Below are 22364 nucleotides of genomic sequence, written 5' to 3' on the forward strand. Positions count from 1 at the left end.
GTGTTCACATGAGTCACCGTCAGATGAACAACTGGTCCTGACGGTATGACGGTTCGGCAAAGATGTGCACAAGTCGCAATGGGGTGGCCGGCAGCAAATCGGTCAGGTTCCACAAGAGGCGGTCAAGGGTTGCACAAGATCGTCTTCTGAATGTGTCCACAGGTTGTTCACAGCGGGAAGGATCAGCGCGTTTCTGCGCCGTTCTTGACCGTTGGAGTCGAAGCCGTGCCACCCTGGCCGCTCAGCCGCCGCCCGCGCCCCGCGCGCACCGGGCCACCCCTTCGCCGTGTCCCTCGTGCGCGACGCTCCGTCGCCGTGGTGGTGCTCACCGCCCTGGCGCTGATGCTGACGACGGATCAGGCCCTCGCCGAGGGGCTGGAACTGGGCCGTGTCGAGCTGTCGAGCATGAGCCTGGCCTCGATCGCGTCCTGGTTCACCGACCCGCACTGGGGGAAGCTGCCGCACCAGAAGTCGGGCACGGCGGCCGGGCACCGGCACCATGTCTCCGCCGACGCCACCGCCGCACACCGCGGCGCGGGCCACGCCCCCGGCAAGGGCCGCGGCGAGCTGCCCGGGTACCACCCGCACAAGCCGGCCGTCAAGCACGGCCGGAGCGGCGGCGGCGCCTTCAACGCCAAGACGAGCAAGCGCAACCCCGTCAAGTCCACCCGCAACGAGACGGTCTATGACAACGCGGACGGCTCCACCACCCGGCGGATCTCGCCCACACCCGTCAACTACCAGGTGAAGAAGGGCCGGTGGGTGCCGATCGATGTGGACGTGCGAGCCGGCCCGGACGGCCGCTGGCACGAGAAGGCCAACTCCCTCGCCGTCGACTTCGGCACCAAGGCCACCGACTCCGCCCTGGCGTCCCTCGCGACCGACTCCGGCCACCGCATCGCCTACTCGCTCAAGGGCGCAGCCCCCGTCAAGGGCACCGCGGACGGCTCCACCGTCACCTACGCGGGCGTCTTCGACGCCACCGACCTGAAGGTTGCCCCCACCGCCACCGGCGTGAAGGAGTCCGTCGTCCTGCACTCCGCGGTCGCCGGCAACTCCTGGACCTTCCCGCTCTCCCTCAAGGGCCTCACCCCCGTCCAGCACAGGAACGGCTGGATCGACCTGCGGGACGGCTCGGGCAGGACCGTCGAGCGGATCCCCCCGGCGTACGCGTACGACTCGAAGGTGGACCCCCGCTCCGGTGACCCGGCCACCACCCATGACGTCACCTCCGAGCTGGTCCACTCCAAGGACGGCTACGCGCTGCAGGTGACGCTGGACAGCCGCTGGCTGCACGACGCCCACCGCGTCTTCCCGGTCACCGTCGACCCGACCGTCGCGGACGGCTGGACCACCACCTATGCCGAGTCCGGTTCCGGCAACAACGTCGACCACTCCTACGAGCAGACCATCAAGGTCGGCTCCTACGACTCCGGCACCCACTCGGCGAACAGCTTCGTCAACCACTGGGACACCGCCTGGGACGGCAGCAACGCCACCGTCACCTCCGCGACCCTGCACCTGTTCGACACCTGGGCCTCCACCTGCACGGCGGAACGTTTCGACGTCGCCCTGGTGACCAGCTCCTGGACCCCCGAGTCCGTCACCTCCTACCCGGGCCCCTCGAAGGGCTCCAGCATCGGCAACGCCACCCCGAGCGTGCCCAACGCGTGCGCCAACACCGCCGCCGACCGCACCGTCGGCGACTGGGTGACCGTCTCGCTGTCCACCTCCGCGATCCAGGGCTGGTTCAACGGCACCACCGCCGACCACGGCCTGGCGGTGTACGCCTCCACCTCCGACGCCCTGCACTGGAAGCAGTTCGGCTCCTTCAACGACCCGGGCAAGGGCCCGTGGCTGGAGGTCACCTACACCGGCAACACCGCGCCGCAGCTGTACGAGCAGTTCCCGCAGGACAACGCCGTCGTGGGCACCACCCAGCCGGAGCTGACCGCATGGGCGGGCGGCGCCAACTCCACCAGCGGCAGCAACAACCAGTACCTCTTCCAGGTCTTCGACGCCTCCGGCACCACCAAGATCGCAGACTCCGGACTGCTCTCCACCGGCGACTGGACCGTGCCCGCCGGCAAGCTCGCCTGGGGCAAGTCCTACACCTGGGCCGTCCAGGCGTACGACGCGACCACCATGCTGTACTCCCCGGCCGAGCTGTACTCGCTGTCCGTGCAGGTCCCCCAGCCCGTGATCACCTCCGGGCTGTCCCAGAACAGCAGCGACCACGGCTTCGACGCGGCCATCGGCAACTACACGACCTCCGACACCGACGCCTCGATCTCCACCGTCGGCCCGTCCCTGGACGTCGAACGCGACTACAACTCCCGTGACCCGCGCTGGACCGGCGCGTTCGGCGCGGGCTGGTCGAGCATCTTCGACTCCCGGGCGACCGAGCAGTACACCGCCTCCGGCGCCGTCTCCAGCGTCGTCGTGACCTACCCGGACGGCTCGCAGGTCGGCTACGGCAAGAACAGCGACGGCACCTTCACGCCAGGCAGCGGGCGGTTCGCCACCTTCAAGTCGGTCACCGGCGGCTACACGCTGACCGACAAGGACGACACGGTCTACACCTTCACCCAGTCCCTGGGCTCCGGCGGCTATGGCCTGACCTCGGTGACGGACGCCAACGGCCGGTCGGTGAACTTCACCTGGACCAGCGGCCACATCACCAAGATGACCTCCGCGGTCTCCGGCCGCTCCCTGTCGCTGACCTGGCAGACCCCCTCGGGCGCCCAGGCCGCGCACGTGGCGACCGTGGTCACCGATCCGGTCACGCCGGGTGACAGCTCCACCGCGCAGACATGGACGTACGGCTACACCGGCGACCAGCTGACCCAGGTGTGCTCGCCGCTGTCCACCACCAAGTGCACCGCCTACGGCTACACCAGCGCCTCCGGCTACCGGAACGCGGCCCTCGACCTCGACCCGCACACCTTCTGGTCCCTGTCGGAGACCTCCGGCACCACCGCCAAGGACGCCGTTCTCGACAACGAGGGCACGACCGACGCCACCTACGAGAACGTCACGCTCGGCCAGACCGCCGGGCCGCTCACCGGGTCGTCGTCCACAGCCGCCACCTTCAACGGCACGAACTCCGACGTCTCGCTGCCGAAGAACCTTGGCAACGACACCGACTCCGGCGCGATATCCCTGTGGTTCAAGACCTCGCAGGGACCCGGTGTCCTCTACTCGTACGCCTCGCAGCCGATCAGCTCCGGGCAGGCGGCAGGGTTCTACACCCCGTCCATCTACGTCGGCACCGACGGCAAGCTGAACGCCGAGTTCTGGTACAGCGGCGGCATCAACCCGATCGTGTCCTCCGCGTCCGTCGCCGACGGCAGGTGGCACCACGTGGTGCTGTCCGCCGCGGGCAACTCCCAGACGCTGTACCTGGACAACGCCAAGGTCGGTTCGCGCAGCGGCACCGTCTCGATCAAGAGCGCGACCGCCTTCGGCAAGAACCAGTCGTTCAACTACCTGGGCACCGGCTTCCTCGGCGGCAGCTGGCCCGACGAGCCGCACTACTCGACCTCCGAACCGGACGGCTACGCCACCTACTTCAACGGCTCGATCGCCGACGTCGCCTGGTACGGCCGCCCGCTGGTCGCCGCCGACGTCAACGCCCTGTACACGTACGGCACTCACGGCACCAGCCTGCTCAACAGCATCACCCGGCCGTCCGGCAAGACCTTCGCGGCGATGTCGTACGACCCGGACACCACCACGCTGACCCAGCTCACCGACGAGAACGGCGGCGTGTGGAAGCTCGGCGCCCCCACCGTCACCGGATCCAGCGACACCTACCGCGGCGCCGTGCTCGGCGGCGCGCCCTCCGAGTACTTCCGCCTCGGCGAGGCCGTGGGCGCCACCACGGCCGCGGACCAGGTACGCGGCGGTGACGGCACCTACAACTCCGTGACCCTCGGCTCGTCCGGCGTGTTCAGCGACGCCAAGGCCGCCTCCTTCGACGGCACGGCGTCCTCGGTGACCCTGCCGAACGGTTCCGTGCCCGGCTCCGGCGCGGAGTCGGCCAGCATGTGGTTCAAGACCACGACGGCGGGCGGCGTGCTGCTCGGCGCCTCCAAGGACCCGCTGGGCAACGGCACCACCCCGGGCTCCTACACGCCCGTCCTCTACATCGGCAGCAGCGGCAAGCTGTACGGCGAGTACTACTTCTCCGGCGGCTCCACCAAACCGCTCGGCTCGTCCGCAGCCGTCACCGACGGCAAGTGGCACCACGTGGTGCTCTCCACCTCGGCGAGCAGCCAGTCGCTCTACCTCGACGGCGCTCTCGTGGGCACCCAGAGCGGCGCGGGCAACATGGTCAACCAGCCGTACACCTACGTCGGCGCCGGCTACCTCGGTGGCAACTGGCCGGACGAGGCGCACCACAACACCAGCGACAACACCGGCTACGCCACCTACTTCAAGGGCTCCATCTCGGAGGTCGCGCTCTTCCGCTCGCAGCTGGCCGACGCCGACGTCACCGAGCAGTTCCAGGCGGCGAAGAACTCCACCGGTCTGCTGCCGGTGAAGACCGTCAAGGTCACCTCGCCGACCAACTCCACGCTGACCTACACCTACGACGTCGATCACGGCTACCGCGCGCTGACCGAGATCGACGGCCTGGGCAACAAGACCAGCTTCGGCTACGACACCGCCGGTTTCGAGCACACGGTCACCGACCCCAACGGGGCGATGACCATCACCGGCCACGACGTCCGCGGCAACGTGGTCTCCTCCACGTCCTGCCAGGACCAGGCCGCGAACAAGTGCAACACCGAGTACTACACGTACTACCCGGACGACACCACGGCCCAGCTGACCACCGCCGACCCGCGCAACGACCATTGCTGACCGAGCGCGACGGCCGCTCCTCGTCCGCGACCGACGACACCTACCTGACGTCGTACACCTACGACTCGGCGGGCAACCAGACCGCGATCACCGGTCCGGCGGTGCCCGGCTTCCCGAACGGCCGCACCACGACGACCGAGTACAGCGACGGCACCAGCGCCTACCCGTCCGCCGACGGCGGAGTGGTGCCCAAGGGCCTGCCGGTGAAGACCGTCAGCCCCGGCGGCGCGGTCAACAGGGTGTCGTACTTCAAGAACGGCGACGTGGCCTCCACCACCGACGCCATCGGCCTGGTCACCCAGTACACCTACGACGGCCTGGGCCAGGTCACCAGCCAGAAGGTCGTCTCCGACACCTACCCGAACGGCCTGGTGACGACGTACAAGTACGACGCCGCCGGCCAGGTGATCGAGGAGCACGACCCGCAGCTGACCGACCGCGTCACCGGTGCCACGCACGCCGCGGTCACCACCACGGTCTACGACGAGGACGGCGACACCACCTCGCAGACCGTGTCCGACGCGAGCGGCGGCGACCAGGCGCGCACGCAGACGTGGACCTACGACGTCTACGACCACGTGCTGACCGAGTCCGACGCCAACGCGGCCGAGGGCGCCCCCAACGGCAACACCACGACGTACACGTACGACTCCTCCGGCAACAAGACCAAGGAGGTCACGAGCGACGGCACCGAGACCCGGTACACCTACGACGACAACGGCAACCTGCTCACGCAGGGCGTGATGTACACCGGCGACCCCACGAACCCGCAGTCTCCGACCCTCCTCGTCGAGTCCTCCCGGGCCTACGACCCGGCCGGTCGCCTGGCGTCGATCACCGACGCGATGGGCAACACCACGTCGTACACGTACACCGACGATGGTCTGACCGCGACGGTGAAGCGGACCAGCGCCGACGGCCAGAGCACGTACGTGCTGGAGTCGGACACCTACGACGCGGCCGGCAACCTGCTGCAGTCCATCACGGACAACGGCGAGACCGTCACCAAGTACACCGTCGACGCCGCCTCCCGGACCACCTCCACCGAGCTGGACCCGACCGGCGTGGACCGGGTGACCACGGTGTCGTACACCCCGGACGACCAGGTCGCCACCGAGAACGACCACGACGCCTCGGGCTACGACCGCACCACCACCAACACCTACGACGACATGGGCAACCTGCTCAGCGAGACGCTGTACGGGGACGCCTCCGGTCACCCGGCCGCCTGGTGGAAGCTGAACCAGACCTCCGGCACCAACGTCACCGACGCCTCCGGCACCGGCAACACGGCCACCGCCTCCGGTGTCACGTGGAGCGACGGCGCCGCGAACTTCGCGGGCACCTCCGGCCAGCAGATCGCCACCAACGGGCCGGTGCTCGACACCAGCGCCTCGTACACGGTCTCGGCGTGGGTGAAGATGAGCTCGCTGCCGACCCACAACGAGACGATCGTCGCGCAGAACGGCAGCACCAACAGCGCGTTCATGCTCCAGTACAACTACGCGCACACCAGCGCGCCGCTGTGGAGCATGGAGCAGACCAGCAAGGACGCCTCCGGCGCCACCTTCCCGGCGGCGTACTCCACCGCCGAACCCACCAGCGGCGACTGGACCCACCTCGTCGGCGTGTACGACGCCGCCACGGGCGCCGTGAAGATCTACGTAAACGGCACCCTGTCCGGCTCGGGCACCAACACCACGCCGTGGGGCGCCACCGGCCCGCTCACCATCGGCCAGGCCAAGTACGCCGGCAGCCCGACGGACTTCCTGCCGGGCGCGGTCTCCAACGTGCAGGTCTACCAGCGGGCCCTGTCGTCGACCGAGATCTCCTCGCTGTACGGCAAGGGCCGCGACGGCGGTACGGTCGGCTCTTCGGACGAGCAGACCACCAAGTGGACGTACGACAAGCGGGGCCTGCCGACGTCCATGACGGACGCCGAGCAGCACACCACCGACTACTCCTACGACGAGGCGGGCAACCTCGCGGTCACCACCGCGCCCGCCGTCCAGGCCGAACCGGACGGCACCACCGCCACCACCGTGCGCCCGGTCACCACCAGCGGTTTCAACACCTTCGGTGAGGCCGTCGAGGAGCAGGACCCAGGCGGCCTGGTCACGACGACGGCGTACGACGCTGACGGCAACAAGGTCTCCGAGACCCTGCCGCCCTACACCCCGGCGGGCGCCTCGTCACCCAACGCGGGCACGACCGTCTACACCTATGACAGCGAGGGCAACCAGACCTCTGTCACCACACCCGGCGGCAGGACCACGTCGTACCTGTACGACCAGCTGGGCAACCTCGTCCAGACGAACGCCCCGGACGGCACGAAGACGCACGCCACGTACGACCCCAACGGCGAGCAGCTGTCGATGACGGACCCGACGGGCGCGCAGACCCAGGCCACGTACGACTTCATGGGCCGGCAGGTCACGCAGACGACGCTGGAGCGCTACCCGTCGACGCGGACCCTGACGTCCACCACGTCCTACGCGGTCACGGCGGGCAACCCGTACGGCGCCCACGTCGCCTCCACCACCTCTCCGGGCGGTGTGAAGACGACGTACGGCTACAACCGGGCCGGTGACATCACCTCGGTCACCGACGGTGCCGGCAACACCACGCGCTACGAGTACGACTTCGATGGCAACGTCTCGAAGACGACCCTGGCGGACGGCACCTACACCACGACCGACTACAACGCCGACGGTGACCCGACGGCCACGCGGTCCTACGACGCGAGCGGCACCGAGCTGTGGGAGACCTCGCAGACGTACGACGGCGTCGGCAACATGACGTCGACCACGGACGCCAACGGCCACACCAGCCGCTTCACCTACGACGCGGCGGGCACCATCACGCAGGAGATCCAGCCGGTCGACGCCTCCACGTCGATCACCACGACCTTCGGCTACGACGCGGCCGGCAACCGGACCCGCTTCACCGACGGCCGCGGCAACTCCTGGCGCTACACGTACACGCCGTGGGGCCAGCAGGAGAAGGTGATCGAGCCGACCACCGCGAAGTACACCTCGGCGGCCGACTCGACGACGACCTTCGCCTACGACGCCGACGGCCAGCTGACGAACGTGACGCTGCCCGGCGGGGTCACGACGGCGATGACGTACGACGTCAACGGGCAGCTGAAGACGATGTCCGGCGCGGGCGCCGACGCGGCGACGGCCAAGCGGAGCTTCAGCTACGACGCGGACGGCCGGGTGCTGTCGGCGGACACCGACGAGGCGGGCATCGCCGGGGCGGTGGACCACCAGGACGCCACGCACGAGCAGTTCACCTACGACGACCGCAGCGACGTGCTGACGGCGTCGGGCTCGGCGGGCTCCTCCAGCTTCGCATACAACGACGACGGCCAGATGACGTCCCGCACGGACGCCGCGGGCACGACGACGTACGGCTACGACACGGCCGGCCGCCTGTCGTCCCTGAACGACGCGGCCACGGGCAACCAGCTGACGTACACCTACGACCAGCTGAACCAGCTGAAGACGGTCAAGTACGGCTCGACGGGCCAGACCCGCACCTTCGGCTACAACAGCGCCCACGAGCTGACCAGCGACGTGCTGGTGCAGGGCGCGTCGACGCTGGCGAGCTTCACGTACGACTACGACAAGAACGGCAACCTGACGTACAAGAAGACGACAGGTGTGTCGGGCGCGACGACCAACACCTACGGCTACGACTGGGCCAACCGCCTCACGTCGTGGAACGACGGCACGAAGACGACGACGTACGCCTACGACGCCTCGGGCAACCGCATTCGCAACGGCTCGGACGTCTACACGTACGACGAGCGTGACGAGCTGACGTCGGACGGCACGCACACCTACGACTACTCGGCGCGCGGCACGATGACGCAGGAGTCGTCGGCCTCGGGCACGGTGTCGTACAAGACGGACGCCTTCGGCGGCCAGATCGTCGCCGGGCAGCAGTCGTACACGCTGGACGCGCTCGGCCGGAACGTCTCCGACCGGGACACGGAGGCGAACTCGACCCGTACCTTCGCCTACTCGGGTGCGGACAACACGATCGCCTCGGACGGCGACAACACCTACACCTACGACCCGGCGGGCGGTGTCGTCGGCATCAAGCCGGCCGGCGGCAGCGGGGTGCTGGCCCTGACCGACCAGCACAGCGACGTGGTCGGCACCTTCACCTCCGGCGCCACGACGCTGGCGGGCTCGGTGTCCTACGACCCGCTGGGCAAGGTGGTCTCGCCGACCAACACCATCACGGGCCACCTGGGCTTCCAGTCCGGGTGGACGGAGCCCGGCACGGGCAACGTGGGCACGGCCTCGCGCTGGTACGACCCGAACACGGGTGTCTTCCTGAACAAGGACAGCATCTCGCTGGACCCGGTGCCGAACTCGGTGGCGGCGAACCCGTTCGCCTACGTCGACGACAACCCGCTGGCGGGCACCGACGAGTCGGGCAACTGCTCCTGGTACGACGTGGTGTGCGGCGCGAAGAAGGCGGTGCACAAGGTCAGCCACGCGGTCAAGCACGTGGTGCACAAGGTGTACCACGCGGTCAAGCACGCGGCCCGCAAGATCGTCCACGCGGTCAAGCACGTGGCGCACAAGATCGCGCACCACGTGCGGGACTACTACCACGCCACCGTGCGAGTGGTCCGGCGCGTGTACCACTACGCCGCCAGACACGTCAGACGCGCGTATCACCGGATCGTCCACGCGGTCCACTCCGCCTACCACAAGATCTCGCACGCGGTGCACCGCGTGGTGCACGCGGTGAAGAAGGCGGCGCACAAGGTCGCGCACGCGGTGAAGAAGGCCGCGCACGCGGTCGCCCACGCGGCCAGGACCGCGTACCACGCCACGGTCAAGGCGGCGAAGTCGGCGGCGAAGTACGTCAAGCACCACGCGGCGGCGATCACCTCCTTCGTGGTCTCCACGGCGGTGTTCGCGGGCTGTGAGGCGATCACGGGCGGCGTCGGCTCCATCGGCTGCGCGGCAGCCGCGGGTGCGGCGGGCGCCTTGGTCGAGCAGGGCTTCAAGTGCGCGGAGAACGGCGGCGGCGACTGCAGCGTGGGCGCGTTCGCGGGCTCGGCGGTCGAGGGCGCGGTCGCGGGCGCCGCGGGCGGCGCCCTGGGCAGCCTGGGCGGCAAGCTCCTGGCGAAGGTGGCGCCGAAGGCGATGAAGGTCGTCGGCGGGCTGTTCGGCAAGGGCGCGACCGATGTCGAGGAGGCCGGCGCCAGGGACGCCACGGAGGCAGCTGCCTCACGGGCCGAGTCGGACGGGGCGGAGACACGGACCCAGTCGCACTCCGACGATGTGGGTGGGGCGGCCGAAGAGTCCGCGCCGAGCTGCCCGATTCCGCACAGCTTCACAGGGTCCACCCGGGTGCTGATGGCCGACGGCACGACCAAGGCCATCGACCAGGTCAAGGTCGGCGACACCATCGCCAACTCGGTGCCAGGCACGAAGGACACGGAGGCGCACAAGGTCACCGCGGTGATCGTGACGCACACGGACCACGACTTCGTGGACGTGACGATCCGGAAGACCGGACGGTCCCCCGACTCCACGGCCGAGAAGTCCGTGAAGGCGGGCGCGAAGTCCCTGGCGAAGAAGGCGGCCCGCAAGGCGGCGTTCGGCCTGGCGGCCTCGGCGGCGGTACTGGGCGCCCTCTCGGGCGGCCACGGCCCCGGTGACGCACACAGGCCGACGACAGCACCGGTGGCTGCGGTCAGCACGGCCGACGCGCAGAACGCGCACCTGACGACGACCTTCCACCACCCGTTCTATGACGAGACCCGGTCGGCCTTCGTCGAGGCCAAGGACCTCAAGCCCGGCGACGTCCTCCAGACGCCGACCGGCACCACCGAGGTCACCGGTGTCCGCCTGTACCACGCGAACACCACGACGTACGACCTGACGATCGGCACTCTTCACACGTACTACGTGGAAGCCGGGAACACGCCGGTCCTCGTCCACAACATCAACAAGCCCATACCTCAGGTGTGTGGGCCCGGTGGTGAGCCGATCTACAACATCCCTGCGGGGTCGAGCGGCGGCCAAGGCGCCTACAAGGGCATTCCCAAGTCACTGCTGAAGGACTACAACGTCGGCAAGCAGGCGGATCCGGCACTTCCCACGCCGCTGTGCTCGTACTGCCGGACCAACCCGGCGCAGGCGATCGACCACGTCGAGCCGAGGATCAACGGTGGGGACCTGACGGACGCCAACACCACCCCGGCATGTACCTTCTGCAACAGCTCCAAGAGGGACCGTGTGGCACCGTTGAACCCGCCGCCCAGTTACTCGGGTCAGTGGCCGCCTCCGTGGTGGCCACCCAACATGAAGGCGACGGTCCCCACGCCGAGAACAATTCCATAGCGAAACGGCCCGCCGCAGGCTGCGGCGGGCCGCGTGTTTGGGAACGTAGAGAACGAGGAGAATGCCGGGATGAGTGAGATCACATATATCACCCACGAAGATCCAGTAGGCCGGGAAGCGGAGAACTACATCGCCATGGTGGATCTGGAGCCGTTCGGTTTCGATGGCATGTGCGAACAAATCTGGCTCTCGACCCGTACCGACGGAGGTTATGAAGTCGCCTGCATCCCGTTCCGTGTGTATGGGATGGCCCTCGGGGACGTCGTGGAACTCCGTGACTCACGGTTTGTGGAGAGGGTGGCCGGGCGATCGGGGCGACGCGTTTTCCGGGTTTTCTTCGTAGAACCCCGCCCGAGTGACGACTCTCGCCACGCGTTGAAACGTGCCGTCCAGTCCGGTGGCTTTCTCAGTGAGTGGAGTGGCGACCGCCACGTCGCGGTCGACGTCCCTGAATCGTCGGATCCCAGTCCGCTGTTCCGGGCCGTTCAGCACGAAATCGACGCAGGCACCGCGTTCTGGGAGTGGGGGGATTCCGAGCCGTTCCGTGGACGGCAGAGCGACTGAGCTGGGAAAACAGCCGTCAACGCGTTGGAGCGGTCCTGGTCGGGGGCGTAGTCGTCGAAGGATCTGTGCGTCTGGGGGCAGTCGCCGCTCCAGCGGCTGTGCCGCATTTCCCACCGGGTCGTGCCGGTCGCCTCCACCGACCGCACCGCGTGCAGGCCGGCGAACACCCCCGCGTCCCGTTCCGGCGACACCGTCGCCGCTCCGAAGCGGCGCGGCCAGGGAGCCGGGAAGCGGACCTCGTGCGCACGATCCGTGCGGGGCACGTCCAGGTCCAGGGCCACGGGCGGTGCATGCCAGACTGGCGACATGGCTGGCGCACTGCACCTGACCGCCGCGATCACTCACGAGGGCGAGTGGTACGTGGCCCGCTGTCTCCAGGTCGAGGTCACCTCCCAGGGCGAGACCATTGAGGAATCCCTGGAGAACCTGCGCGAGGCGCTGGAGCTCTACTTCGAGGACGCTTTCGCACCGGAGGTCACCGATGTGATCACCGCCCCTGTCGAAGTGCGGCGCGTCGCATGAGCCCCGCTGTTCCCACACTCCGCTCCATCCTTCGCCAGGCCGGCTGGACCGTCGGCGGCCTCGACGAGCACCTGAAGCAGCACCTGTGGTGACCGTCGAAGTGTGGGACCTTTCGTACCGTCACTCAGAGGTGCCTCTGTCACAGCTCCCGGATGTGTACCGGTCGATTCCGTCGGATGCGTCCCTCGGCCTGACCCTGGACGATGGTGAGGACGACTGTGTGATCGTGACTGTGGAACCGGAGTTCTCCACGGTCACGGCACTTCGCGACCGGACGTTCTACAACCTGCGACTCGTCGACGATCCCGAACAGGTGGAGATCATGGTCGCCGGGGAGGAGATCCACTGGCCGAAGGGGTGCATCCTCCCTCGGGAGGCAGGGATCCATCTTCTCCTGGAGGCCGCGGACCGCGACCAGATGTGGTCCAGGCACACCTGGGTCGAACAGTGAGGTTCTCTCGCTCCGATCTCTCGGGGTTGACCCGAGTCCTGTAAGGCCGCTTCCAGGCGTCTCGGACCCCTGGGGGCGGCCTCCGGCTTTTCTTGGAGCAGCTCGGTGAACCACAGCCACTTGGACTGGCATGACGACGAAGCCCTGTCGGCCCGGATTCGTGCCATGGGCCGGCGGCAGCGCCATCAGGCCGCGTACCTCGCCCTGCGAAGGCTGCAGGCGCCCTTGCTCGGCATGGAGATGCCCGATGACTGGGGAATCGACCCTGCTGCACTCGATTCCTTGATCCGCAGGAGTGGGGAGCGACTGGATGGTGAGGCCGATGAGGTGTTCCAGCAGGCCATTGGCCAACTCACCAGCGCTCCGTTGTTCGACTCGGAGATCGAACTGGGACTCGCCGAGAGTTTCCAACTGGAAGCTGTCAACGGATGGCTCATGCTGGGTGAGGCTCTCGGCGAGATGAACGAGACCCAGACTGAGACATTGGTCTATCTGGCTCGGGAACTGGCTGACTATCTCGACGGGATCATGGAGAACTCGCGAGTGTAAAGTGACGGCACATCTTCGCGGCATGTGGCCGGACCGTGAACAAGAAGATTTCGAGTGGACGGCCGGTCCAGTTCGAGAGAGCCTTCAGGGATTTCACGTACGGCGTATCGCTCCGGCACGCCCCAAGGAGAGCTGGATTTATGTCTCCGTTGGTGCCCACCAGGTAGGTGGTGAGGACCGGCGGGAGTTCGTGATCCTTTCGCCGGTACAATCGGTGAGGCATATCGAAAGTCTCGCGATGGTCGCGCACTTCCACTCGCTGCCCGGACACAGTGTGAACTTCGGTTCCATCATGAACCTGGGGCGTCCATGGATCGAGGGATTCGAGGCCGACCGGTTCCTGGCTTCGCCGCCGTACTCGCTTGCTCATGAGTTCTGGCGGACAGGGAATTCTGCCGACGATGTGGAATTCGTATGGCTCGTTCCGATCTATGCCGAAGAATCCGACTATGCGAAGCGCCGAGGGCTCGCAGCGCTGGAGGACAGACTGGGGAAGAGCGGCGTGAACCTGGTGGACCCGCGTCGGGTGTCCGTCGTCGGCCGCAGGTAGTTCAGAGCCGAGGTCCGCGAGTCCCTGGGTGTGTCCGCTTTGGACAGCAGAGCGACTGAGCCGGGAAAACAGCCATCAACGCGTAGCAGTGGTCCTCGTCGGGGGCGTGTCCGTCGAACGAGCGGTGTGCCGGGGAGCAGTCACCGTTCCAGCAACTACGTGCGAGTCAGACAGGGAGCGGGTTGAGAGCGCTGGATGCGGAGTTCGAGGGCTTGCGTGATCGCCTGGAAGCCATGGGCAGGCCTGTGGTGGCGTGGATGCTTCCGGGAGTGGACGCGGACCATGTTGCGTCGGTGCTCGGGGCGGCCGTCCCGGATTCGGTTGCTCAGTGGTTCCGCTGGTGCAACGGCGTGGCAGTCGTGCCAGGCCAGATTCAGGACCAGGTCAATGTGATTCCGGGGTACAGCCCTCTCTCCCTTGAAGAGGGTCTGCGTATGAGGGACGCATATACGGGGGATGACGTTCTGGGCGATCACTGGGTGCCCTTGTTGGGAAGCGGTGGCGGTGACCTGTACGCCGCCGTGTGGGCTCCCGGTGAGGAAGCCGTGGTGGCAGGAGTTCTCGTCGGGGAACCGACAGAGACCGAATTTTCTTCGATCGAGCAGATGGTGACCACCTTCAACGTGTGCTACGACAGGGGCGCTTTCTTCGTCGACGACCAGGGCAGGCTGGCCATGTCCCCGGACCTGTACGACGGGGTGTATGACCAGGTGGTGGGACAGTAGGGCACTTCGGTCCGGGTGGACGGAGTTGTGGTCCAGGCAGGCCTGGGCTGAACAGGGAGGTCTACCGCTTCAGGGCTTCGAGGAACGTGGTGAAGGCCTCGACCGGGAAGGTGAGGGTGGCCCTGGCTGGGGCTTTGGAGTCGCGGACGGCTATGTGGGTGGGGCGGTGGGCGATCTCTACGCAGGCGTTGCCCTCGCCGCCGCCGGAGTAGGACGACTTCTGCCAGGTTCCGTGGTTGGTCATCGCGTCACAGTTCCTTCGCCAGTCTGTGGATGAAGTCGCGAGAACGCTCGGGTTCAAGCGACGCTGCTTCCAGCCTACGGAAGAGTGTTCGGAAGCGGCCCAGTTGGGCTTCGGCATCGATGAACACCGTGCCGTGGGGGCCGTCGCGCACCACTGTGTCCAGCTTGGGGATGGGTCCGCCCGCGTACACCATGGCGCTTCCCGCTCCAGCAAATCCGTCCAGGTCGAACGGGATGACGCGTACTGCGATGTGGTCGGCTTCGGAGAGTTCCAGGACACTGGCGAGCTGAGCGCGTGCTGCGGCGCGGTCACCAACCCTGATGCGCAGTGCTGCCTCATGGATGACGGCCTCGTACGGGACCGGTCGGGGTCGCTCGATGATGGCCCTCCGCTTCATCCGGTGTTCCACGCGAAGCTCCACCTCCGCCTCGGGGAACTCCGGGTTCACATAGGAGAAGAGCGCGCGAGCATAGTCATCGGTCTGGAGAAGGCCTGGGATGTGCAGGAAGTCCACGTCCCACCGGTAACTGGCGTGATGCTCCAGCTCCGAGAGATCGAGATACGCCGTAGGCAGACGCCCGCGGTACTCCTCCCACCAGCCGCGCGTGCGATCAGTCGCCATGGCCACCAGCGCGTGAATCAACTTTTCGTCGGAACAGGCGTAGTTGGCCGCCAGCTGCCGGAGCCGTTCCTCGCTCACGCCTGTAAGCCCGGACTCGATATGGCTGATCTGGACGTGGCTCACTCCGAGCAGCGCTGCCGTCTCCCGGGCGGCAAGTCCTGCCGCGCTGCGGAGCCTGCGCAGTTCCACCGCCAGGCGCATCTGACGTGCCGTTGGTTCGCGCCTCGTCGTCATTGACTGCCCTTCGGCGCAACGCGCCTGTGAGTGCGACTCGTTCGGGGTCAGATTACGCGACCGGCTTGCTCAACCGAAACTGTAACCCCTACCGTCAGTGACGCGACGCACACGCTGCGAAATCCGGGGTGCCGGAAGCGCACCGCTCCGTCCTGCCATGACGGCTGCGGCAGGCCACCGCCCGCACACCGCCGCGAACGGCAATCACCCCTCCACCCGAACGGAGTTCACCCATGCCCGAAACCGCCCAGGCCGCTCCCACCGACCCCTGGGAGTACTGCCTCTACATCCCCAACGACCCGCGCACCGTCACCGTCAGTCGTCGCACCCTCCGGCTCATCCTCACCCTGCATGGGCTGATCCGCCTCGTGGACGTGGCCGAACTGCTTGCCGCCGAGCTGGTGTCCAACGCCGTACGGCACACCAAAGGCCCGGCCGCGCTCCGGGTGCGCTGGGCGGCCGGGTGCTGCGGATCGGGGCGTGGGACGCGGACCCCGCGCCGCCGGAGCCGCCAGTGCCGTTGGAGTAAGTCGTTGACCTGGAGGAGGGGCGGGGGCTCGGGCTCGTCCGGGCGTGCGCCGCCCTGTGGGGATGGCAGCCGCTGGCCAGGGAGGGCAACCGGGGCAAGGTCGTCTGGTGCGAGCTGGCCGCCGTCTGACCCGCCTTCCGCTACCGCGCGTACGGGTATCCGTACGGCTGACCCTGCGCGGGCGCCGCCGGTGCCGCGTACGGCGGCTGCGCCCCCTGCGCCGGCCGCCGGTCGTCGAAGACGGCGAACAGCAGCATGGCCGCCGCCGTCAGCCAGCACAGCGCGGCGACGGCGCCCAGGATCGGGTCGCCGTCGCCGTCGGACGTGATGATCGCCCAGGGCAGCGTCACGCACCCGTAGAAGGCGAAGGCCGCGAACGCGCCCCAGTCCGAGCCCCGGCCGCGGCGGATCGCCACGTACAGGAACGGGATCCAGATCAGCAGGCCCAGCGTGGCGCAGGCCAGGACCGACCAGGCGATCCGCTGGAACCAGCCGGCTTCCAGGCGCTTTTCCATCTCCACCCCCCCACGACGGCGCGGCCGCCATGGCACCGCAGGGGCAAGATCAAGCCACCGGGCGGTGTGCGCAGACCCGTCAGGAAGTCTTCGCCGGCGTCTTCTTCAGGGACGCGACGATCCGCTCCGTCAGCTTCTTCGCCGTGGCCGCGCCGTTGTCGTGGCCGTCCGTGGAGATGACGCTGACGACGTTCGTGCCGACACGGGCGGCGACGAGCGTGGTGCCGTTCTCCCAGGAGGGGTCCGTCAGGGTGATCGTGTAGGCCTCGTCGCCCAGGCCGGGCGTGGCCTGTCCGGCGACCTTCACCTTGGAGTGGGTCTGGGAGTCGGTGAAGCCCGTGCAGGAGGTGGCCGCCTTCGCCACGTCCTTCATGACGCTCGCCGCCGTGGTGCCCCGGTACGCGTCGATCTCCTGGCCGATGTCCTCGGAGGTGTTCTTGTTGACGTAGTCGTTCTGCGCGAAGGACACCCCGGTGACCCCGGTGATCCCGATCCAGGCGGTGCCGTTCAGTTTCGTGCAGTCAGGCTTGGCCGCGGGGGCCGTCGACGGGGGCGTGAAGGTGTCGCCGGTGTCCCTGGCCGCGCTCGGGTCCACCGCGAAGCCGGTGGCGAAGAACGACGCCGGGGCGAGTGCCTGCTTCAGCTGGGCGCCGGTGAGCAGGCCGGCGTTCGGGTCCTTCGTGTGGGACGGGGACGCCGTGGCCGTGGCGGAAGTGCTCTTGGTCGAGCCGCAGGCCGCCAGGGCGAGGGGGAGCGCGGCCACGGCGAGAACGCGGACGGCGCGGGGCGGAATGTGCATGGAAGTCCTTCGAACGGGCCAGGAAGGCGGCCAGCGGACCATACGACGCTCAGCGGACGCACAGATCACGCACAGGTCAGGAATGGATCACCGATCGGTCAAGAAGAGCGCGGCGACGGGGAGTTGCCGTGGGGCGACCATCCCCGATCACCCGTCACACGGATGTCTTTACCGTTGCTTGAGAGAATCATGTGCCGATCAAGGGGTTCCGTTTTCCGTTCACAGGAACCCCATCGGTTATTTTGCGATCCGCTTCGGGCGCCTGGGGAGTGTCGGCAGACGGACCACGCGCGCCGCATCAGGGGGCTCAGCAACGATTTCCAGCGGACGCACGTCGCCCGATCGTCGCCGTACGCCGCATCCGGCACGCGTGCACCACGCACGCACACGCGCGCCCGTACGCGCGCGTGCACAACACAGACAGGGGTGGGGATGGCCGAGCACCGGCAGTCCAAGAAGCGCAGGTACGTCACGTGGGCGGTGGCCGGTGCCGCTGTCGTCGCGGGCGCCGGGATCGCGGCGCAGAGCTCGATGGCCGCCACCACCTGGCCGGCCCAGAAGACGTTCACCGGACGCGCCTTCGACACCTGCACCGCCCCCTCGCTGTCCACCATGAAGGCCTGGCACACCGGCTTCTACGGCGCCGCCGCCGTCTACGTCGGCGGCAAGAACCGCGGCTGCTCCCAGCCCAACCTGACCGCCTCCTGGGTGAAGTCGGTCAGCTCCATCGGCTGGAAGCTCATCCCGATCTACGTCGGCGCCCAGCCACCGTGCCAGACCAGCGCCAACCCGGAGAAGCTCACCGCCTCCACCGCCTCCTCCCTCGGCACCAGCGACGCCAATGACGCCGTGGCCAAGGCGTCCGCGCTCGGCATGAAGGCCGGCAGCGCGATCTACCTGGACATGGAGCCGTACGACATCACCAACAAGTCGTGCAACGACGCCGTGCTCACCTACGTCCGCGCCTTCGACAAGCAGCTGCGCGCAAAGACCTACCGCGCCGGCTTCTACGGCTTCACCAGCTCCAGCGCCAAGGCCATCGCCACCGCGAGCAACAAGACCGACCTGCCGGGCAACCTCTGGTACGCCCTCTGGGACAAGACGAACACCACCACCACGGACTGGCCCTGGGGATCCAGCCAGTTCACCAACCACAGCCGCGCCCACCAGTACATGGTGAACAGCAAGGAGGCGCACGGCGGCGTCACCCTCACCGTCGACCGTGACGCGTGGGACGCACCCGTCGCCATCACCGGCTGAGCGGACCGGACGGGACCGGCGGGAACGGCAGCGACAGGCAGATCGGGCGGTAGGCGTGAGCAAGCAGGTCAGACAGGTGACACAGGCGCGTCCCGCCAAGGAGGCGCAGACGTCGGTGGGCGGCCCGCTCGCCGTGGCCGGGCGCGCCGCCGGCCGGTGGCTGCGCTCGCTGCGCGGGCGCACCATCGCGCTGGCGGCGGGCGCGGTGGCCGTCGTTGGCGCGCTCGTCGTGACCATGGTCCTGCTCTCCGGGCACGACGACCGCCCGCCGATCCCGGACACCCGCGCCCGGCACTACACCGAGACCGACGCCTGCCTGCTCACCGGCAAGGACGGCATCACCGCCGGCACCACCGCCGCCGAGGTCTGGCAGGGCATGCAGGACGCCTCCCGCACGACCCACGCCCGGGTCAGCTACGGCCAGGTGACCGGCGAGCAGAGCGTCGGCAACGCGCGGCCGTTCCTCAACGGGATGCTGCAGCGCTCGTGCGACGTCGTCCTCGCCGTCGGCCGGCCCGAGGTCGCGGCGGCGAGCGAGACGGCCCCGCACTACGGCAAGATCGGCTTCGTGCTGGTCGGCAGCGGACGCGCGGGAGGGAACGTCACCACGGTCCGTACCGGCGACGGGCTGCGCGCCGACGTGGCCGACGCCGTCGTGCGGGCGGTGCGCGCACGCGGCTGAGCCGCAGGGGACGCGCGGCAGTACCTGAAACGCCCCGGGGAATCGTTGGTCGAATGGGTTGGCCGGAGCCCGGCCGCTGCCTGCGATCGGTGATCGCAAGACTTTGTGCGCCCGCCCGTCGCCCGACCACCACCCCTGGTGGAGGCGCCGCGCGCCGCACCTGTTGTTGCAATCTCCAACGGGAGGTTCACCTGCACCGCCGCCGTCGTCGTACCGCGCTCGTCCTGTCCGCCGCGATCGCCGCGACCCCTCTCCTCGCCGCCTGCGGAAACGAGGCGCATCCCGGCGCGGCCGCCGTCGTGGGCGGGCAGGATCACCGTCGCGCAGTTGCAGAGCCGGGTGGACGAGGTGCGCCGGGCACAGCGGGCCGCGGTGGCCGACGAGACGCAGTACGAGCAGGCCGTCGACCGCACCGGCACGCTCGCCCGGGACACCCTGCACCTGATGGTGCTCGACCGGGTGCTGGACCGTGCCGCCCGGGACGCGGGCGGCACCGTCACACCCCGCGAGGTACAGGACCTGCGCACCGGGCTGGAGCAGCAGGCGGGCGGCTCCAAGGGGCTTCAGACCGCGTGGCTCCAGCAGTACGGGGTGGCGCCGCAGCGCCTCGATGAGAACCTCCGCCTCCAGGTCGAGGCCCGGAAGCTGGCGGCGCGGCAGCACACCGACACCAGCCAGCCGGCCTTCTGGAAGGCCCTGTCCACCGTCTCCGGCGAACTCCACATCGACCTCAACCCGCGCTACGGCGCCTGGGACGTCCAGAAGGGCGGCGTCGACGCGAAGACCCCGTGGCTGCGCGAACGCTACCTGAAGTACAAGGTCGACATCCGAATCCTCGGTGTGCTCCGCTCCAACGGCAGCAAGTACGTCTTCGTCCCCAGCCACCGGCGCCTGCCCCAGGTCGGCGCCCAGGTCGCGTTGCTGTCCGACGACCTGCTCGCCGAAATCGTCAACGCCAAGGACACCGCCGACGGCGCGGTGCCCATCGGCTTTCTCTCCTTCGGCGAGCACTACGACGGCAACGACAACGGCACGCCCAAGCTCGGCATCAACCTGCTGGACTGGAGCACCGGTTGGCCCGTCGCCCACTGAGGGAAGCCCAATGCCCTCATCCCGCCTGCTGCCCCATCCCCGCCGCGTTCGGCCAGTCCTGCGGGCTGGGCCAGCCCGTCGCCGGGGCCGGGGTCAGGCCGGGGGTGCCGGGGGCCGGGGCGGTCATGCCGCGGACCTGGGCCGCGGTGAGGCCGCCGCGCGCCGGGACGCCCGGCGGGGTGGGCCCCGTTGTCGCGGCCGCGGCGGGCACCGGTTTCGGGGCCTGCATCGGGGCCTGCATCGGGGCCTGCATCGGAGCCGGGGCGGGAAACTGCTGCGGTGCCGCGGGGGCCAGGGGCTGCGCCGGTGCCGGAGCGGGAGCAGGAGCGGGGACGGGGGCGAGCGGCTGAGCGGCCTGTGCTGCCGCCGGCATCGGCATCCCGCCGCCGACCGGCTGCGCGTTGGGCACAGCGGACGCGGCGGCGGGGAGCGGCATGCCGGTGCCGGCGGCCGGGGCGGGGGGGAGCCCCGGGGTGGAGCCGGCACCGGCGGCCTGAGCGGCGAGCCCCCGCATACCGGCCCCGTTGGTCTGGCTCACCAGCCGGTCCACCGCCGCCGTACCCGAGCTGTAGTTGGTCCCGTTACCCAGCTCGGGTACGGCGGCTCCCCTCCTGGACCCGTAGAGCACCGACTCCAGGCCGGACACCAGGCGACGCACGTCCACCTGGGGGCGCACCACGAGCCTCAGGAAGCGGCTGGACGAACCGATCTTGTTGCCGCACTCGCGGACCAGGATCCGGTGCTCGGTGAGCATCCGGTCCCGGATCACGGTGCCTTCGGCACCCACGGGGAGGCGCACGAAGAGGAAGTTGCCCTGCGACGGGTAGACCGTCAGGCCGGGCAGCGCAGAGAGCTGGCTGGCCATCTCCAAGCGGTCCCGGCGCACCTGCTGCAGGCTCTGCTGGTACTCGGCGCCGTGCTCCTTGAGCATGAACACCACGTGCTCGGCGAAGGAGTTGAGGTTCCACTTCGGCAGCATCGAGCGGACCCTGCCCGCGAGCGCCGGGTTGGCGACCAGGTAGCCGAAGCGGATGCCGTGCAGGCCGAAGTTCTTGCCGAGGCTGCGCAGGACGACGACGTTGGGGCGCAGCATCGCCTCCTGGACGACGCTGGGTTCGGCCTCGGCGTCCGCGAATTCGAGGAACGACTCGTCGATGACGACCAGGTCCAGGTCGGCCATCGCGTCCATGAACTGCACGACGTTGTGCCGGTGCAGGAAGCCGCCGTCGGGGTTGTTGGGGTTGCAGATGACGGCGACCCGCGTGCCGCGCCTGCGGATGAACTCGGCGTACTGCGCGAGGTCGAGGGCGAAGCCGCTGGACTCCTGGAGCGGGAACATGTCGACCCGCTTGCCGGTCTCCATGGGCTGGTCGGTCCAGCGGCCGAAGGTGGGGACGGGGACGGCGAGGGACTCGCGGACCAGGAGGTGGTCGATCCAGGTGATCAGCTCGGTCGATCCGTTGCCCATGGCCACGCACTGCGGCGGCAGCTGCAGGAGGCTGCACAGCTCGGCGGTGATCGTGTCCGCGCTGCTCGGGTAGTACGTGATGATCTCGCGCAACCGGGCCGCCATGTCGTCGAACATGGCGGGAGTCGGGAAGTAGGGGTTGCACGGAATGCAGAAGTCCACCGGGCCTGTCCCGTCGCCCTCACGTGTCAGCGCCGCCATCGAGGGGCTGTGTGCCGACGTGCTGCGGAACAGCGAGGTGACGTTGTCAGCCAAGAGAACCTCCGTCTGTGGGTGGCCCGCGCGGGGGAGCGCGGGCCGCCCTTACATACG

At 68.7% G+C, this 22364-nt stretch carries 15 protein-coding genes and 2 pseudogenes; 12 read left to right on the forward strand and 5 right to left on the reverse strand.

The window, feature by feature from the left end; translation table 11 throughout:
* The first annotated feature begins 315 nt into the window (after nucleotides 1-315).
* From ABZV31_RS00985 to ABZV31_RS01020, 8 genes are all read left to right on the forward strand, one after another.
* Complete coding sequence (locus ABZV31_RS00985; RefSeq protein ID WP_355886340.1) at nucleotides 316-4869, forward strand: LamG-like jellyroll fold domain-containing protein; 4554 nt, start codon at nucleotides 316-318, stop codon at nucleotides 4867-4869.
* Entirely contained in the window at nucleotides 4863-11246 is a 6384-nt protein-coding gene (locus tag ABZV31_RS00990; RefSeq protein WP_355886343.1) for a LamG-like jellyroll fold domain-containing protein, read from the forward strand. Before ABZV31_RS00985 ends, ABZV31_RS00990 begins: the two co-directional genes overlap by 7 nt.
* 69 nt (nucleotides 11247-11315) lie before the next feature.
* Entirely contained in the window at nucleotides 11316-11810 is a 495-nt protein-coding gene (locus ABZV31_RS00995; protein ID WP_355886346.1) for a DUF4265 domain-containing protein, read from the forward strand.
* 306 nt (nucleotides 11811-12116) lie between these two features.
* Complete coding sequence (locus ABZV31_RS01000; protein WP_355886349.1) at nucleotides 12117-12332, forward strand: type II toxin-antitoxin system HicB family antitoxin; 216 nt, start codon at nucleotides 12117-12119, stop codon at nucleotides 12330-12332.
* A gap of 88 nt (nucleotides 12333-12420) precedes the next feature.
* A complete protein-coding gene (locus tag ABZV31_RS01005; RefSeq protein WP_355886352.1) occupies nucleotides 12421-12783 on the forward strand; it encodes a hypothetical protein in 363 nt (120 codons plus the stop codon).
* 120 nt (nucleotides 12784-12903) lie between these two features.
* A complete protein-coding gene (locus tag ABZV31_RS01010) occupies nucleotides 12904-13332 on the forward strand; it encodes a hypothetical protein (RefSeq protein WP_355886355.1) in 429 nt (142 codons plus the stop codon).
* A 1-nt stretch (nucleotide 13333) separates the two neighbouring features.
* Nucleotides 13334-13882 (forward strand): suppressor of fused domain protein, encoded by a 549-nt coding sequence (locus ABZV31_RS01015; protein ID WP_355886358.1) that lies wholly within the window; start codon nucleotides 13334-13336, stop codon nucleotides 13880-13882.
* 182 nt (nucleotides 13883-14064) lie between these two features.
* A complete protein-coding gene (locus tag ABZV31_RS01020; protein WP_355886360.1) occupies nucleotides 14065-14607 on the forward strand; it encodes a hypothetical protein in 543 nt (180 codons plus the stop codon).
* A gap of 61 nt (nucleotides 14608-14668) precedes the next feature.
* Here ABZV31_RS01020 and ABZV31_RS01025 read toward each other — a convergent pair whose 3' ends face one another.
* The gene (locus ABZV31_RS01025) at nucleotides 14669-14851 is read right to left on the reverse strand and encodes a DUF397 domain-containing protein (RefSeq protein WP_355886362.1); all 183 of its coding nucleotides are present in this window, start codon (nucleotides 14849-14851) and stop codon (nucleotides 14669-14671) included.
* A gap of 4 nt (nucleotides 14852-14855) precedes the next feature.
* Nucleotides 14856-15707 (reverse strand): helix-turn-helix transcriptional regulator, encoded by an 852-nt coding sequence (locus ABZV31_RS01030; RefSeq protein WP_355886364.1) that lies wholly within the window; start codon nucleotides 15705-15707, stop codon nucleotides 14856-14858.
* 233 nt (nucleotides 15708-15940) lie between these two features.
* Between ABZV31_RS01030 and ABZV31_RS01035 the strand changes: the two are divergent.
* Nucleotides 15941-16365, forward strand: a pseudogene (locus ABZV31_RS01035) (ATP-binding protein).
* A gap of 11 nt (nucleotides 16366-16376) precedes the next feature.
* Here the strand turns inward: ABZV31_RS01035 and ABZV31_RS01040 are convergent.
* Complete coding sequence (locus ABZV31_RS01040) at nucleotides 16377-16751, reverse strand: hypothetical protein (RefSeq protein WP_355886367.1); 375 nt, start codon at nucleotides 16749-16751, stop codon at nucleotides 16377-16379.
* A gap of 79 nt (nucleotides 16752-16830) precedes the next feature.
* A complete protein-coding gene (locus ABZV31_RS01045; protein ID WP_355886369.1) occupies nucleotides 16831-17550 on the reverse strand; it encodes a hypothetical protein in 720 nt (239 codons plus the stop codon).
* 432 nt (nucleotides 17551-17982) lie between these two features.
* Here ABZV31_RS01045 and ABZV31_RS01050 point away from each other — a divergent pair, with 432 nt between their 5' ends.
* The 3 genes and pseudogenes from ABZV31_RS01050 to ABZV31_RS01060 all read left to right on the forward strand — a co-directional run.
* Nucleotides 17983-18810 carry a glycoside hydrolase domain-containing protein gene (locus ABZV31_RS01050; RefSeq protein ID WP_355886371.1) on the forward strand — a complete coding sequence of 276 codons (828 nt, stop codon included), beginning with the start codon at nucleotides 17983-17985 and terminating at the stop codon, nucleotides 18808-18810.
* A 55-nt stretch (nucleotides 18811-18865) separates the two neighbouring features.
* Nucleotides 18866-19492, forward strand: coding sequence for a hypothetical protein (locus ABZV31_RS01055; protein WP_355886374.1), 627 nt, complete (start codon nucleotides 18866-18868; stop codon nucleotides 19490-19492).
* Nucleotides 19493-19683: 191 nt separating this feature from the next.
* A pseudogene (locus ABZV31_RS01060) lies at nucleotides 19684-20293 on the forward strand (SurA N-terminal domain-containing protein); the annotation flags it as partial.
* Between the two features lie 307 nt (nucleotides 20294-20600).
* On the opposite strand, the gene ABZV31_RS01065 reads toward ABZV31_RS01060, so the two are convergent.
* The gene (locus ABZV31_RS01065; protein ID WP_355886377.1) at nucleotides 20601-22307 is read right to left on the reverse strand and encodes an aminotransferase class I/II-fold pyridoxal phosphate-dependent enzyme; all 1707 of its coding nucleotides are present in this window, start codon (nucleotides 22305-22307) and stop codon (nucleotides 20601-20603) included.
* Between the last annotated feature and the right edge of the window lie 57 nt (nucleotides 22308-22364).

The organism is Streptomyces sp. NPDC005202, from assembly GCF_040608235.1.
Classification (GTDB): Bacteria; Actinomycetota; Actinomycetes; order Streptomycetales; family Streptomycetaceae; genus Streptomyces.

What these genes read in the sequence shown, in the direction of transcription:
- ABZV31_RS00995 (WP_355886346.1), top strand. Translation starts at nt 11,316, where the DNA reads ATGAGTGAGATCACATATATCACCCACGAAGATCCAGTAGGCCGGGAA.
- ABZV31_RS01000 (WP_355886349.1), top strand. Translation starts at nt 12,117, where the DNA reads ATGGCTGGCGCACTGCACCTGACCGCCGCGATCACTCACGAGGGCGAG.
- ABZV31_RS01025 (WP_355886362.1), bottom strand. Translation starts at nt 14,851, where the DNA reads ATGACCAACCACGGAACCTGGCAGAAGTCGTCCTACTCCGGCGGCGGC.
- ABZV31_RS01030 (WP_355886364.1), bottom strand. Translation starts at nt 15,707, where the DNA reads ATGACGACGAGGCGCGAACCAACGGCACGTCAGATGCGCCTGGCGGTG.
- ABZV31_RS01040 (WP_355886367.1), bottom strand. Translation starts at nt 16,751, where the DNA reads ATGGAAAAGCGCCTGGAAGCCGGCTGGTTCCAGCGGATCGCCTGGTCG.
- ABZV31_RS01045 (WP_355886369.1), bottom strand. Translation starts at nt 17,550, where the DNA reads ATGCACATTCCGCCCCGCGCCGTCCGCGTTCTCGCCGTGGCCGCGCTC.
- ABZV31_RS01050 (WP_355886371.1), top strand. Translation starts at nt 17,983, where the DNA reads ATGGCCGAGCACCGGCAGTCCAAGAAGCGCAGGTACGTCACGTGGGCG.